This is a genomic window from Sodalis glossinidius str. 'morsitans' (assembly GCF_000010085.1).
GTDB lineage: Bacteria > Pseudomonadota > Gammaproteobacteria > Enterobacterales > Enterobacteriaceae > Sodalis > Sodalis glossinidius.
The window spans coordinates 586019-601237 of the sequence record NC_007712.1 but is presented as its reverse complement, the minus strand read 5'-3'; the positions used below and the strand labels follow the sequence as shown (position 1 = coordinate 601237).

Annotated in this window: 8 protein-coding genes and 6 pseudogenes; 3 read left to right on the top strand and 11 right to left on the bottom strand. The window is 54.7% G+C overall.

Going from position 1 to position 15219, the window contains the following annotated elements; genetic code table 11:
• Positions 1–80 precede the first annotated feature (80 nt).
• The 7 genes and pseudogenes from SGP1_RS03145 to kdpF all read right to left on the bottom strand — a co-directional run bounded on the left by SGP1_RS03145 (position 81) and on the right by kdpF (position 8810).
• Positions 81–869 (bottom strand): annotated as a pseudogene (locus SGP1_RS03145) (siderophore-interacting protein).
• A gap of 222 nt (positions 870–1091) precedes the next feature.
• A pseudogene (locus tag SGP1_RS03140) lies at positions 1092–1761 on the bottom strand (response regulator).
• Positions 1758–4418, bottom strand: a pseudogene (kdpD, locus tag SGP1_RS03135) (two-component system sensor histidine kinase KdpD). Before kdpD ends, SGP1_RS03140 begins: the two co-directional pseudogenes overlap by 4 nt.
• A 9-nt stretch (positions 4419–4427) precedes the next feature.
• A complete protein-coding gene (gene kdpC, locus SGP1_RS03130; RefSeq protein ID WP_041866601.1) occupies positions 4428–5003 on the bottom strand; it encodes a potassium-transporting ATPase subunit KdpC in 576 nt (191 codons plus the stop codon).
• Between the two features lie 11 nt (positions 5004–5014).
• A pseudogene (kdpB, locus tag SGP1_RS03125) lies at positions 5015–6900 on the bottom strand (potassium-transporting ATPase subunit KdpB).
• Positions 6901–6919: 19 nt separating this feature from the next.
• Positions 6920–8499 (bottom strand): annotated as a pseudogene (locus SGP1_RS03120) (potassium-transporting ATPase subunit KdpA).
• Positions 8499–8810, bottom strand: a complete 312-nt coding sequence (gene kdpF, locus SGP1_RS32595; RefSeq protein WP_041866600.1) for a K(+)-transporting ATPase subunit F — start codon at positions 8808–8810, stop codon at positions 8499–8501. The pseudogene SGP1_RS03120 and the gene kdpF overlap by 1 nt, the downstream one beginning before the upstream one ends.
• An 852-nt stretch (positions 8811–9662) precedes the next feature.
• On the opposite strand from kdpF, the gene SGP1_RS03110 reads away from it, so the two are divergent.
• The 3 genes and pseudogenes from SGP1_RS03110 to SGP1_RS26510 all read left to right on the top strand — a co-directional run bounded on the left by SGP1_RS03110 (position 9663) and on the right by SGP1_RS26510 (position 13046).
• Complete coding sequence (locus SGP1_RS03110) at positions 9663–10421, top strand: hypothetical protein (protein WP_011410189.1); 759 nt, start codon at positions 9663–9665, stop codon at positions 10419–10421.
• Positions 10422–10879: 458 nt separating this feature from the next.
• Positions 10880–11467, top strand: a complete 588-nt coding sequence (locus tag SGP1_RS03105) for a hypothetical protein (RefSeq protein WP_011410188.1) — start codon at positions 10880–10882, stop codon at positions 11465–11467.
• A 758-nt stretch (positions 11468–12225) separates the two neighbouring features.
• Positions 12226–13046 (top strand): annotated as a pseudogene (locus tag SGP1_RS26510) (IS5 family transposase).
• Positions 13047–13235: 189 nt separating this feature from the next.
• Here the strand turns inward: SGP1_RS26510 and SGP1_RS29025 are convergent.
• Genes SGP1_RS29025 through SGP1_RS26500 form a run of 4 tightly spaced genes read right to left on the bottom strand, consistent with a single transcriptional unit; the run spans position 13236 to position 15175 of the window.
• The gene (locus SGP1_RS29025) at positions 13236–13841 is read right to left on the bottom strand and encodes a tail fiber protein (protein WP_158302322.1); all 606 of its coding nucleotides are present in this window, start codon (positions 13839–13841) and stop codon (positions 13236–13238) included.
• A complete protein-coding gene (locus SGP1_RS03075) occupies positions 13786–14217 on the bottom strand; it encodes a hypothetical protein (RefSeq protein ID WP_050747378.1) in 432 nt (143 codons plus the stop codon). Before SGP1_RS03075 ends, SGP1_RS29025 begins: the two co-directional genes overlap by 56 nt.
• Positions 14217–14666, bottom strand: coding sequence for a putative phage tail protein (locus SGP1_RS03070; protein ID WP_011410187.1), 450 nt, complete (start codon positions 14664–14666; stop codon positions 14217–14219). Before SGP1_RS03070 ends, SGP1_RS03075 begins: the two co-directional genes overlap by 1 nt.
• The gene (locus SGP1_RS26500; protein ID WP_158302321.1) at positions 14657–15175 is read right to left on the bottom strand and encodes a baseplate J/gp47 family protein; all 519 of its coding nucleotides are present in this window, start codon (positions 15173–15175) and stop codon (positions 14657–14659) included. Before SGP1_RS26500 ends, SGP1_RS03070 begins: the two co-directional genes overlap by 10 nt.
• Between the last annotated feature and the right edge of the window lie 44 nt (positions 15176–15219).

Here is a 15219-nt window from a genome sequence, read left to right as displayed (position 1 = left end):
ACAAGGGGGGGGTTGATAGTAGTCCGCCGTCCGTGAAAATTCAACACGGGCGGCGGCACACTATCCGCTGGACATACGGGCTATTTCTGGTGCCAGTAAGCGACCACATTCACGCACGACGCCTCGCGCCGGCGCTGGCCGATGAAATAATCGCTGAGCCGTTTGACCCGCTGCTCTTCCCCCGTCAGCCAAATGAAATAGTCTTCGTCAGGCAACGGCAGGGCATCCAGGGCAGCGATAAGCGCAGCAGGATCTTGCGCCCCCGGCAGGTCGCCATCGCCAAGCCAGGTCACTCTGGCGCTACCGGCATCCCCCAGATAAGCCTCTCCCACCGCGGTATCGGTCAGAATATACAGGTGGACATCAGCGGCCTGTAGCGTTTGCAATCAGCGTTTCAACGCCGGCAAGCCAGTTTCGTCGCAAACATACAGTTGAAAAGCATAATCCTCAGGCACCACCAGCGAATCCCGCGGGCCTCCTAACGCCGAGGTGTCTCCCGGCTGCGCCCGGCTAGCCCAATCGCTGGCCACGCCTACTGGATGAATATAGAAATCAAGGGTAAGACGATTGCCTGCGGCGTCAAAGGCCAGCGGCGTATAATCCCGGGCCGCCGGCCGCACGCCGTCCTGCCAGACGATGCCCTCGTCGATAACGGTGGGCAGCCGTAATTCGCCGACAGCATCGGGGGAAAAGACCTTAACGTGGTCGTCGAAACCGGTAGAAAGGAATCCGGCCAGGCCTTCACCGGTGAAAACGATGCGGTAAAAACGCTGTGCCACCCGTGTTTTTTCCGCCACCGTCAGATGGCGAAAACGCAGCGCATGGCGAATCCGCTGCTGCAATCGGCCGGGGTTGATGTTGTCAATCATAGACACGTTAGCACTCCTCTGTTCCCCGCACGGGGGCCATTAAGCATAATGCCACCGGCCGTTGACGCCTATACGACGTCGGCGGCGGGCGCCTGGCGCAATAACGGACGGGGAAACCGCTGTCGCTGCAACGCAGCAGCGAGTAAGCGTACAGAGGCAGCCGGAGTTAAAACAGGTAGAAGGGCGGGTACCCTGATGAAGCGGCAACCGCGCCGCCAACGGTCAAACGAAGTGGTAACCCACCCCATTTTCGGTCATAAAGTGCTGCGGCTGGGGCAGGATCGGACTCCAATTTGTGACGCAAATGGCCCATGTAAATACGCAAATATTGACTGTTATCCGCCGTCGGTCCCCACACCTGTTTTAAGATATGCGCCTGCGTCAGCACCTTGCCGGGGTTACTGACCAGCAGGGCAAGCAGGCGGCACTCCGTCGGCGTAAGATGAAGCACGTTACCGGCACGTGTTACCGTATGCGCGCTGAGATTGACCGTCACGTCGCCAAAGCTAATCACCTGTTCGCGCGCATTTTCCCCTCTGCGCAGCGAGCGCCACCGCACCCGGGCCTGAAGCTCTCCCATGCCGAACGGCTTACAGAGAAAATCATCGGCACCCGCATCCAGCGCCTCAATTTTATCGTCCTCACCCACGCGCGCGGACAGGAAAATAATGGGTTTATCGCTCCACTGGCGGAATTCACGTATAAAGGTCACCCCGTCGCCATCAGGCAAACCTAAATCTAAAATCACCAAGTCGGGCTGGCGCGATGCGGCGGTACTCAACCCGCGAGCCAGGGTTTCCGCCTCAAAGACCTTAATGTCGTCGCTTTCCAAAGACGCGCGCAAAAACCGGCAGATGTGCTTTTCGTCGTCGATAATCAATAAAGTTTTCACGCATCCTCCTGTAAAAGTTCCTCCAGCGCAAGGGCGGGCGGCAGGGGAAGAATAAGGGTAAAGCAGGCGCCGCCCGTCGGGCGGTTAGCCGCATAAATCTCGCCATGATGCATCTCGACGATGGCTCGGCAAATCGCCAGTCCCATACCGACACCGGGAATGGCCGATTCCTGATGACCACGGGTAAATTTGTCGAACAACTATTTTTCCTTGCCAGCCGGAAGGCCCGGGCCCGTATCCCACACCGATATTTTTAAGCTATCCGCGTGTTTCTCCACCTGAATGCCGATTTCCGCCTCCGGGCCGGCATATTTATGCGCATTTTCCAGCAAGTTGACAAATACGCGCTCCAATAGCGGCCCATCCGCCTGCAGCAGGATCATTTCATGGGGTAAATCCAGCCGGACCTGGCGCGGCGAAAGGATACTTTCCAGAGATTTCAGCGCGCTGCCGATCACCTCTTCTAGCGCAATCCAGTCCGTTTGTGCACGAAAACCATCGGCCTCAATGCGCGCCATATCCAGGATATTATTTACCAGCCGAATGGTGCTCAGCGTTTGCTGGCGCAATTCGCCAGCCTGATGAATGTAGCGCGAACCCTCGGACGAGAGATTAAGCATCAAAATTTCCGCCTGCCGAACAATACCGTAAGCGGCGTGCGCAAATCGTGGGACAGCACCGCCAACAGCGATACGCAGTTCTTCGCGCTCCTCCGCCAGGCGCGACGACTGCTCGTGGAGCGTCAGCTCAAGACGCTCCACCGCGCCGGCGATAAGCACTAAAAACGTCTCCAACAAACGCTGCTGTTCTGGAATCATCAGATGCCGCACATTGCTTGGTTCGATAATCAACAATCTCAAGTCCGCCCCGATAAGATAAGCGGCAAAATTTTATAGGGGACACCGGGCAGCGTGTCGGTACCGACGCCGGCCACCTGCTCTTTATCGAAACTCCATTTGACAATCGCCGCATCCGGTACGGTGTGCATCATACTCTGGGCCGGGGCATGCAGCTCGCCCTGTTTGTCGGGCAGCCAGATTTCACAGCGGGCCAGAGCGCCGCGCTCACCACCCGCTGGCAGATTTGCGCGATTGCCTCCGGCTGGCGTACCCGGCTCAGGCCATCGGCCATTTCATACAGATAGCGCGCCCGCTGTTCCCGGTACCGGGCGACGCGGGCCTGGTAACGTACGCCCGCCGTCATGTTGCCGGTGAGCAAGCCGACCGCCAGCATCACGGTAAAGGTCACCAGATACTCGGCATCCGAAACGGCAAACGAGCCGGCCGGCGCGACGAAGAACAGATCGAACGCCACGATATTCAATAACGCCGCCGCCACACCGACGGTATCCTGCCGAAGGCGATAGCTATCAACACTACCCCCAGCAGATAAATCATCACCAGGTTAATCGGCGAAACGCCGGGCACAAGCCATTGGCATAACAGCGTAATCAAACCGCACAGCTCCCCCGCCGTCAACGCGCCGCGCATATTCTGCCGCCAGCCGTTGGTCACGCCACGGGCCTCATCGGCGATCCAACGCCACGACGATCAGATCCACATCTGGGCCGAGGCGGCTTAGGCGACGGGTGAAACGGTTGGCGAAACGCCAGCGGCGCTGCGGCGGCAGGCCCAGGATAATTTTGCCCAAATTATGCTCGCGCGCGTAACGCAGCACCGCCATTGCCTCGTCGGGGTCCGCGACAGGGTAGCGGTGACGGCGCCCATCTTTTGCGCCAGCTGCAGCGTACGCAGCGTCACGCGCCGTTGCGCTTCTCCCCGGCGGTAGAGCGTCGGCGTCTCAACCGTAACGGCATGCCACTCGCTGCCGAGTTTGGCGGCCAGCCTTGCTGCGGTGCGAACCAGCTTTTCGCTGCCGGTACTGGCGCCGATGCACAATAGCACCGCATCCCGCGTATGCCAGACTTTCTCCTCGCGTCCGCGGGCGTCCCGCCAGGCGCATATCTGACCATCGACGCGATCGGCCGTGCGCCGCAGCGCCAGCTCGCGTAACGCAAACAAATTCCCTTTGCGGAAAAAATTCTCGATCGCCCGTTCAGCGCGGTCGCCGACGTACACCTTGCCCTGTTTGAGCCGCACCAGCAAATCGTCCAGCGGCAAATCTACCAGCACCACTTCCGCGGCGGCGTCGAAAAACGGATCCGATGCCGTTTCCCGCACCCGCACGCCGGTCACGCCGCTGACCACGTCATTCAGGCTTTCCAGATGCTGCACGTTCACGGTAGTCAGGACATCGATGCCCGCTTTAAGAAGTTCTTCAATATCCTTCCAGCGTTTGGGATGCCGGACGCCCGGCGCATTGGAATGGGCGAGCTCGTCCATCAGAATGACTGCGGGGTGTCGCGCCAGCGCGGCGTCCAGATCGAACGCCTGCTGGCGTCGCCGACCGGTGACTCGCGGCTTGAGCACCTCCAACCCCTCCAGAAGCGCCGCGGTCTCCTGACGGCCGTGGGTTTCCACGACGCCTGCCACCACATCCAGCCCCTGCGCCCTCAGCCGGCACACCTCCTGTAGCATTGCCCAGGTTTTACCCACCCCCGCGCAGGCACCAAAATAGATTTTCAGCTTACCGCGGCCGTCATTATCGGCCTGCGCCAGCAATACGTCCGGATCGGGACGCAGGGGTTCATCCGTCATGCAGATTCCTTAACCTTTTTGTCGCGCGTCCAGCGCCATATTCAGCTTAAGCACATTCACTACCGGCTCGCCGATAAAATACAGCAGCGGCCGAGTGGTGTTATCGTCCACCAGGCGGCGCAGCTCCGCCTGGGGCAAGTGACGCGCCTCGGCCACGCGCGGAATCTGCCACAGCGCGGCGGCGGGACTGATATGGGGATCCAGACCGCTGGCGGAGGCGGTAACCAGCTCAACCGGCACCGGCGCATCGGCGTGCGGGTTGGCCTGCAGCAGGGCTGTCACCCTCTGTTTGACCGCATCATCCAGGGCCGGGTTACTGACCGCCAGGTTACTGCCCGACGAAGCCGGCGCATTATACGGCGTGTCCGCCGTCGCCGAGGGCCGCCCCTGAAAGTAGCCGGCGCGGGTAAACGTCTGACCAATCAGCACGGAACCGCACGGCTGACCGTCTTGCGTGACTAACGAACCTTGCGCAGCGCCGGGAAACCACCATTGGGCGAGGCCGGTGACGACCAAAGGATAGGCCACGGCGGTCACCAGCACCAGCAGGAAAAACACGGAAAGCGCGGGACGTAACAACTTCATCATCAGACTCCTTACCCCAACCCCATAACGGTCAACAGGACATCAATCAGTTTGATACCGATAAACGGGACCAGCAGTCCCCCCGCGCCATAAATCCATAGATTACGGCGCAGCAGCAGCGCCGCGGACATCGGTCGATAACTTACTCCCTTTAACGCCAGCGGAATCAGCAACACAATGATAAGCGCGTTGAAAATTACCGCCGACAGAATGGCCGAAGTCGGCGAATGCAGCCCCATGACATTCAGCCGGTTCAAGGCGGGATAGGTCACCGCGAACGCCGCCGGAATAATGGCGAAATATTTCGCCACATCGTTGGCGATACTGAAGGTGGTCAGCGAGCCGCGCGTCATCAGCATTTGCTTGCCGATATGCACCACTTCCAGCAGCTTAGTAGGGTTGGAGTCCAAATCGACCATATTGCCCGCTTCTTTGGCGGCCTGAGTGCCCGAATTCATCGCCGCCGCGGTCAAGGGGTTGTCGCCGGTTACCATGACCGTTTTGATGCCCATTTTGCGCAGCTCGGCAAAACGTTCCTTAATGCCGCCCTTAACGATATCCTTCTGTGCCACCACGCCCATCACGGTGTTATCTTCAGCCACCACCAGCGGCGTTTCCCCCTGGCGCACTACCGCCTCCACCTGCGCTTCCACATCCCGCGGAAAATGCCCGCCATTGCTTTCCACGTGGCGGCGAATGGCGTCCACCGCCCTTTGCGCAGTATTTTCTGCCCGATGTTCACGCCGCTCATGCGCGTCTGGGCGGAAAAGGGAATAAAGGTAGCATTCAGACTTTGCAGACTGCGTTCACACAGGTTGTATTTCGTTTTAGCCAAAATGACGATACTGCGCCCCTCCGGCGTTTCATCCGCCAGCGACGTGAGCTGTGCCGCGCTGGCGAGCGCATCCTCCTAGATCCCCTGCGCCGGCAAAAACTGGCTGGCCTGGCGATTACCCAGAGTAATAGTGCCGGTCTTGTCCATCAGCAGAACATCCACATCGCCGGCGGCCTCCACCGCCCGGCCACTGGTCGCAATCACATTCGCACCCAGCATGCGGCTCATGCCGGCGATACCTATCGCGGAGAGCAATGCGCCGATAGTCGTCGGAATAAGGTACACCAGCAGCAGCACCAGTACCGTCACGCTGACCGGCGTCCCTCTCCAGGCGGAAAACGGATAGAGGGTAGCGGTCGCTAGCAGAAAGACGATGGTCAATGAGATCAACAAGATAGTCAGCGCGACCTCATTAGGCGTTTTACGGCGCTGGGCGTTCTCCACCATGGCGATCATCCGATCCAGGAAGGTTTCACCTGGATTGACACTGCATTGGATAATCAGCCAGTCGGATAAGATACGCGTACCGCCGGTAACCGAGGCAAAATCGCCGCCGGCTTCGCGGATGACGGGCGCCGATTCACCGGTAATCGCGCTTTCATCCACCGAGGCGCCGCCGGCCAGCACTTCCCCGTCGCAGTGGATAATATCGCCCGCCTCCACCAGCACGTAATCGCCTTTACGCAGGCTGTCCGCCGCCACCTTCTGTCGCTGGGCCTCCACCTGTGGCGCGGCCAGTTTCTGCGCCCAACTGGTGCGTTTGATGCCTTTCAGACTTTCCGCCTGTGCTTTGCTGCACCCCTCCGCCAGCGCTTCGGCGAAGTTGGCGAACAGGACGGTGAACCAGAGCCACACGCTAATGGCAAGGGTAAAACCAAACGGCCCGCCGACGGCATCCTGCACCGTAGCGATGGCCAGACACGTCGTCAGAATACTGCCCAGATACACCACAAACATCACCGGATTGCGATACTGCACCCGGGGATCGAGCTTACACAGCGCCGCGACTAACGCTATACGCCACAGCGCGCTGCGCTGAGGGGAAAAAGATTGATGTCCCATAGGGAATATTCTCCGGCAATTAGCGACCCGTTAATTGCAAATGTTCAACAATAGGCCCCAGAGCCAGCGACGGAATAAATGTCAGCGCCCCTATCAGCAATACCGTGCCGATAATGAGAGCGACAAACAGCGCGCCATGGGTCGGCAGCGTCCCCGGACTGGCGGGCTGCGTTTGCCTGCCGGCCAGCGACCCGGCAATGATCATGAGCGGCACAAAAGGCGCGAAACGCTCAAGCAACATGGCAGCCGCCAGTAAGAGATTCCAAAACGGGGTATTGGCAGAGAGACCGGCAAACGCGCTGCCATTATTATTGTCTGCGGAGGACACCGCATACAGCACCTCGCTGAAACCATGCGCCCCTGGATTAAGCATGCCAGCGCGCCCCGCGTCGGTCATCATCGCCAGCGCCGTCCCGAGCAGCACCAGCGAGGGGGTGATGAGGATATAGATGGCCGCCATCTTCATTTCCGGCATGCCTAAATACTCCGGCGTGAGGCCGATCATTAATCCGGCAATGAATACCGCCAGCAGCACATTGACCAACATGCCGTACAGCCCCGAGCCGACTCCACCAAACACCACTTCGCCGAGTTGCATCAGCCAGAGCGTGACCAGGCCGCCAAGGGCGGTGAAGGAGTCATGCATCGCATTGACCTCACCGCAGGAAGCCGCGGTGGTGATGACGGCAAATAAGCTGGAATTCAGAATGCCAAACCGGCTTTCCTTACCTTCCCAATTCATCGCGCTATTCGCCCCCAACGCCGCTAAATGCGGGTTGCCGTGCACCTCGGCCAGAATCACCACCGCCGGGATAAGAAAAATTGCCAGCATCTGCACAAAATTGGTCAGCGCGGTCGGATTTTCAAAAGGATGGGCCTAGTTGGCGTTAAACAGGCCGCCGCCGTTGGTGCCGAGCATTTTAATCGCTTCCTGTGAGGCGACCGGCCCCATTGGGGCAGCGTCTGCTGCGCGCCTTCAAGTGTCGTCACCGTCAGGTAGGGGCTGAGGTTTTGTATCACCCCCTGGCTGACGAAAAACAGCGCCAGCAGAAGCGATAACGGCAGTAACACATAAAGCGTGATACGAACAAGATCACGCCAGGCATTGCCGAGATATTGCGTGCTGTGTCGGGCAAAGCCCCGAATCAGAGCGAACAACACCGCAATCCCGGTCGCCGCCGACAGGAAATTCTGCACGGCGAGACCGGCCAAGGTGCTGAAATAGCTGATGGTGGTTTCACCGGCGTAGGATTGCCAGTTGGTATTGGTGACGAAACTTATCGCGGTATTTAACGCCAAATGCCAGGACAAGCCCGGCAAATGCTGCGGATTAAGGGGCAGCACGCCCTGCAACAGCAAAATCGCCAACAGCAGCGCTCCGCCCAACAGGTTGAATACCAGAATGGCACACAGGTAATGACACCAGCGCATGGCGCCATCGGCTATTCCGCACAGGTGCCAGAGCGTACGCTCAAAGGCCGCCGTTAGCGGCAGCGGGCTTTCGAGCACCAGCCCTGTCATCAATCGTCCCAGCGGCTACGCCAGCACCAGCAGCACCGCTAAAAAACTGGCCAGCAATAAAAACGCTTCGGCTGCCATCAGAATTCCTCCGCCCGGAACAGGGCATAAAATAAATAGGCCAATAGCAAAAACACCAGCACAATGCCGGCGATCACCCCTATATTCACGGCGATTCTCCAAATGAGTTGGCGTGAGGAAAAGTCTAAAAAAATTAAAATAAAAATATCGTCAATATTGCCGGGGCGGGTATATAAAAATGTTGTGTCTTTACCACCGGTTACTCGACAAGAAAAACACGCGGCGTTAAGCCACACACCCACAAAGGCGTAATAAGGCGGAAAAGCAAGCGTAATAAAGTCAGCGAAGACAAACGGGAAGGGGGTTAGCAACGGCGGCCGCCGCTTTCAGGCATGCGGGGCACTCAGGGCAGTTAGGGCATCCGTTGCGGGGAACAGATGGAGATCACCGTTTATTTTCGCGTGCTGCAGCGCAGGGTGGCAAGGAGCATTCGCGCCCTGAATGTCAAGCTATCAGCACAAGCGGAGTAAGGCGCACGGGCGCAATGGTCAAAGCCGAGGAATATCATCAGCCACCATGGGATAAACAGTAGCATTATCACAATGATATTAACTTATAAAATAAGAAGTTTAATGAAAGAGATGACAAGATAAATTAGCTATTAAGCCTATTTACCCCCCGATGGGAAACATGTAATTTGATTTTTAATGAATACGTCAATTCAACAGGTGACGAATATGCCCCTGGCCAATGTCATAATTGCCGTATAGACGGCCGTCGGCCGAAACACGCCGGTGTGTTTCGCTCAACAATACTCATTACGGCGCTTTGCAAATTTTGCTTCCCGTTCAGGGTCAAGCATTGCCGGCAGCGAATCAGCGCAGCCATAGTAAAAATACGCTATCAGCTTACAAACTTGCAGGATATACCGTCGTTCATCCCGCTACGCCCTAAACGGCAACGGGTGATCGCCATCGCCGTTCGGGCAGTAAACAACGCGCAGACCAGGAAATTATTGCGGCCTACATCAGCGCCGTAGGCAAAAGGCCATTACCCGCCAGGGCTTGCGCGGCATCATTCGTCCCCATCGTCAGAGTAGCAGCGCCAGGGATAGTCATCGCAAATCGACAATATTATTATACAAATGATTATCAGGATATTTTATCGCCCACTGTCCGTCATTACCGCACCATTTTCACGAATTCCATCTCACCCTGGCAGCATTGAAACTACTTTACGCGCAACCCGATGCCCAATTGGACATCGTGCATATTGCTCTCTACGGTACAGGACTTTATGGCGAGAAACATGATGAATACCTAACAGAGAACATACAAAAGTTTCTGGTCGGTGATTTATTGTATAGGCTATTTTTCCAAAGATTTACCCTTGAAGAAAATATGATTAGAGTATTCAACGAGAACCGCGATATTACGCTGGCTGAATTTCATGCCAGTGTGGCCGTCAGCATTAATCTGGCCGAGGAAAACGCGTTGGCGGAGTTTTACAATACGCGCTATCTTTTCCACGCAATGCCAATTCTGGCAGTGAACCCTATGAGCGCACCCGCGGAAGTAGAATTTGCGCAACTTATGGTCTGGATCCCGACCTGGTTTTTACTTTTTCTCGGCGCGCATGCCAGGCACATTACTATTCCGGAAGAAAGCATGTTAGCGCTAACGGAAATGATCAAGAGCGGTATTCAGGTACTCAACAACATCAAAAACACGGGACAACACAATGAAGACATAGATGAAGTCCACGTTGTCATAAAAATCGCTGTTCTCTTCCTGAATCGGCATTTATCGCCAGAAACGTTGCCTGACATGTCCGAACTGTGGTCGTCCATTATTCATTCCATTTATGATACGATAAATCAAAACAATATCAATCTAGAGAGAATCAATCAGGCTATTGACACACTGAAAAAAGTGATTTCTATGATAAAAATTTTAGTTATGAGAACTACAATTTTATCATAAAGGGAAAATTAAAGTTCATCAACCCTACACTGTCCCTAAAACGCACGGTCTATGATGCCATTTACAGCAATAAAATTGTCAGTTGGTCACCGCTTTAAAAATATATCTTTTTTAACGCGACACACCATGGCGAAACGCGCACATTTTACGCTACCGACATTATAGATGATCTTCGCTTGCAGCAGATCAATCACTCGGCCCCCCTCGCCCATATTTTACCCCTGTTTGACGGTGTCCCCCCTTTCCCCTGCACAGTCTCAAGCTCAGCTATTCCGGCCTCATCGCTAACCCGTACAAATCACAGCATGAGAACGTCAGTTTATTTGTCGAGCGCATCGCTGCCTCACGATACGACCTCAATAAGAAAACATTGTACAACCAAGGCCTGGAACTAAAATGGGAAGACGAAGTGCTTGAATTAGCCAAAGAAATTTTTATTCTATTCCTGCGTTCGCAGCGTGGAGCTAGAAGACACCAACCAGATTGTGATTGATTGCACCATCGATGTCGTCTTTACCGCCAGACCTTTTTTGAAAGGGGTCGTCAAAGCCACCCAAACGCTTGCAAAAGTCCCCGTAGCAGCGATATTGGAAAGGATTGCTTCTGTACCGCTCTTCTTAAGTAAAGGCGATAGCGTCACCCTCAACGCGGTTAAATTAAAACATGTGGTCACGTCTAGTTTTATCAAGACAAGTGACTTACAAAATTTTATTTTTGATTTATCCAAATTAACTTTAGACGCGTTCGATCCGGGACTCACGGCGCTTTATAATATTCATCGTGGAGCTTATCATGCCCTCAAAGCTATAGAGCGCGTTAATCCGCTGACTCTGTACTCACATATCTTCTCGAAAGGAAGAGAAATTACCGAGGTGATTATACAGACCAAAAACCTCATCGGCATAAGACAAAGCATGATCAAATTTTCTCAAACTTACTCTAGGGGCACAACCTTAACGCGATATCCTACGTTATCCGCCAGCGCATCTTCAGATATTTTTCACATGCAAATTGACGGCGGAGATTACAACTTTTTTTGTGAATGATCAAACCTATATCATTTCAGGTGATACCGGAGAGATTTCAAGCGATGGACATCGGGTTTTTACCATGATCGATGTCAAAAGCGGCATAGGCGTTTTGATAAAATTTATCTGCGTACAAAACTCGGAAGTGCCTGGGTGTACGATCATCCCTTGGCATCCCACGTCCGATTTGGCAGACAGTATCATTAAGCCACTGCATACAAAAAAAACGTCAACAACGCTGGGTCTTTGACCTTGCCTTAAATAATCGCAAATTATCCTATTATCCAGGTCATAACGCCCTTATCAGTGCAGACGACGATCATGGTGATAAAGTTTATGAAATTTTTGAGATCGATCATACCTATTTCCTTTTCAATCCCGACGATGGCCAGATTAGAGCCCTGCAGGTAGGTGACATACTTTTCCCTTTAGAAAAAACCAAAAAAACAGATTCTATAAGATGAGGATCAATCAGAAGGGGAGACTGGTGGTAGAAAAAAAACGCAAGCGGGATCATCGGCCCAAGCGTAAGCTTTCGCCTTATGCACTCGCAACACGGGACTGCCTGGCTCGCAAAATTATATTGCATGATAATTACAATCTACTAATCGGAAAAGTGTACCAAGCCTGTTTTGTACTTAATCTGGACCCGATAAAAAATCATTTCAAGATTGAATCAAGCAACTTTTTATGACCGGCAAGGCTTTTTTGAATAAATATAACTTTTAGGTGATCGTCTGCTCAGATCACTACCGTCATTTCAACATCTGCACTCCATGGCAAAGCAAAAGTTTAAAATAACCAACTGGCCACTTACAACAAAGCTCTCAAGCAGCGCGGGGCTCTGACGATATGGCTGGATGAGTCGGCAATTATTGCATGGACGGAAAAAACAACGCCTGAACGGCGTGGCCGGCCGCTTCACTACGCAGATATGGCTATCACCACTGTTCTGATGATGAAACGCGGTTTGGCCTTTCGTTAAGGGCTTTACAGGGCTTCGTTGACGCCATTTTTAAATTGATGGTACTGCCGCTAAGATACCCAGACTACTCGCTGATCAGCAAGCGAGCAAAGACAGTTAAGATCAGCATAAAAACGCCGACCCGTGGTGAAATCTCACCTCTAGTCATTGACGGAGCCGGCCTGAAGGTCTTTGGCGAAGGCGAATGGAAAGTCCGACAGCATGTGCCGACAGAACGCATGAGATTATCTGTGCTGACTTATCGCTCAGCGGTACGACGAATACTCAGGCCCTACCAGCTCTGATAAACCAGACCAGCGGAAAATCAGGGAAGCGTCGGCTGATGGCGCTTACGATACCCGCTACTGTCATGATGCTCTGCTGAGGAAGAAAATAAGGCCTCTTATTCCTCCACGAGGTGGGGCGCAATATTGGCCAGACCGATACCATGAGCGTAACTACGCCGTTGCGAATCAGCGTCTAAGCGGCAGTAACGATGTATGGAAAAAGCAAGTGGGCTATCATCTAAGTCTGCGTGACTATGATGCGAAGGTAGGTGAGGCAATGGCGATGGTCAAAGCGCTTAACAAAATGACGCTGTTAGGAATGCTGAACAGCATCCGGATCGCATAACAATCGATCTGCTAGGGGGGCGTAGTCACAAGTTCTGATTTATTCAACAAAGCCGCGCCGGTTAACACGTATCCCCCTTGATCTACATATCCGGGGCCATTCCATGCTATTACGCTTTCTAAACCACCCCTGATATCACGCACAAATGTGCCGTTAACATAATCCCAAGTGGCACGACCATTGACTCTGTTATCCACCCAGCCGCTCAAATGTCCACCCCAGACTGCTCCGTGGATATTGCCATTCTCTTGATAGGTCTCTACTGCGGCATGAAGTGCCTGGGGGGGGGGAATAAAAATGCCCGTTTTTATTGAATACCCAATCTCTGCCACCGTCATTGCCGTTGTTTAGCCGAACGCCATCACCCCCCTTGTCTTTGTAGAGCCACATGCGAACGCTACCGTCCTGATTATGAAAACCCAGATGCTTGTGGTTGTCCCCTTTCAGTAAGAGCTGACCACACTGTGAAATAATGTCGCCATTGACGGTCCCACCCGTGCGTTTATCCAGCGCATTTTTTGCACAATCTACCGTTTCCGTCAGGCCAATGTTTTTCACAAATTGATTTTTGTCTGGGATGTCGGCCCCATTTTCATTTTTCGCTAGTTTCTGGCTCAGGAGCTGCGTCACGCTTTCGGCAAATTTCGGGTTATTGCTAATCGCCTGCGCCAGCTTGTTCAGCGTATCTAAATCCGACGGGGCATAATCCACCACGGCATTCACCCGTTCATTCACCGCTTTAGGTGTCGCGGCGGTGGTCTCGTCCGCTCTGTGCGTGGCGCTGCTTAACTGCACTGCGGTGAAGCGTCGCCTCCTCAATACCGTCCTGGGTCACCAGCTTGCCCAGCCCCAGATGCGTGCGCGCCTTTTCCTGTGCCCCTTTGCCCGCTGCGGCAATTTCAGCCAATGCCTGCGTTTTCAGCAGCGCCTCCTGGCCGATAATTGCGCGGATAGCCAGCGTCAACTTGTTTAACTTACCCTTATCCGGGCGGATGCCAGCGGCGTCCAGTAATGCCAGCTGTTCGGCTTGCTGGATATTGAACCAGTCCTCCCCCGGCCAGCTGATACCCTTGTTGCCGTCGCCCTCGGTAAACCATAACGGCGTGGTGCTCTGGGTTTCTTTCAGCAGCGGCATGGTGGCAATGCCGCTGTTGTTATCTAAAAAATACATTAGCCTTTCTCCTTTTTGTCGGCATACACATAGCGAAAGTCCTGATGCGCCGGCTTATAGCGGTTTAACAGGCATTCCAGTATCCCGGCGTAATAAATCCGCAGCGGCGTGGTGACAGGGTCAAGCACATGCGTAGGGCGATAGTCCACGTGGGTCTCAATCGTCACAATCGTGACCCACTGATTATCTGGCAACGTACTCAGGCTCACCGTAAAGCCATAAGACCGCGCTAGTTCAATGTAAAACTGCCGGTTGAGGCTCGGTTTCATGCGCAGCTTGTTGGCCACATAGCGCTGGTGCTCATCGATGCCGGCATCCTCGCCGATATCACAGTCCGGCAGCCCTAAAAAACGCTCCCAGTCAGCCAGCAGCGTATCCGGCGCTTTGTTCCAGGCCAGGCCGTCAGGCAGCAGTTGCAGCAGCACGCGTTGATGTGCCTTTAAAGCCATGTGATATCCCCCATCACCAGTAGCTCGGTTTTTCCGCTACTGACCGGCGTCAGCGGGCTTTTCAGGGCGTAATCCTCAAGTCCGCTTATCCCGGACAGCACACGCCAGAATGCCGAGGGCAACAGGGTTTCGCCCGGTTTGGCCGCCGTGTAAAACAGTTGCCTGAGCGCCTCGCGGATACGGGCCTGGTTATCCGGGGTATTGGGGGCGATACGCAGCGTGATATCGACCTTTTTTGCTCCCGGCGCAAACACCGTCACCGTCGGCCCCTCCGGTTGGCCGACCCACTCGCCGGTGGCCTGGTCCCGGTGGCGCGCGAGATAGTCGGTAACCCGCGCAATATCGGCCGGGCCTGGGAAGATATCCGGGTGATGTTCCATCACGAAGGTCACGCCCACTGTGCCCGCCCCATTCCAGGTGGGCAGACACCAGCTGCGGGTGACGCCCGGGACCTCGCGCGCCCAGCGCTCGTAATCCCAGCGTGTGCCGCCGCCCGGGGGAAACTGCACCCGATACAGCAGGCGCGGAAAAGGCACCTTGGGACTCAGCGTCC

What these genes read in the sequence shown, in the direction of transcription:
- SGP1_RS03075 (WP_050747378.1), bottom strand. Translation starts at nt 14,217, where the DNA reads ATGTATTTTTTAGATAACAACAGCGGCATTGCCACCATGCCGCTGCTG.
- kdpC (WP_041866601.1), bottom strand. Translation starts at nt 5,003, where the DNA reads ATGAAGTTGTTACGTCCCGCGCTTTCCGTGTTTTTCCTGCTGGTGCTG.
- SGP1_RS03070 (WP_011410187.1), bottom strand. Translation starts at nt 14,666, where the DNA reads ATGGCTTTAAAGGCACATCAACGCGTGCTGCTGCAACTGCTGCCTGAC.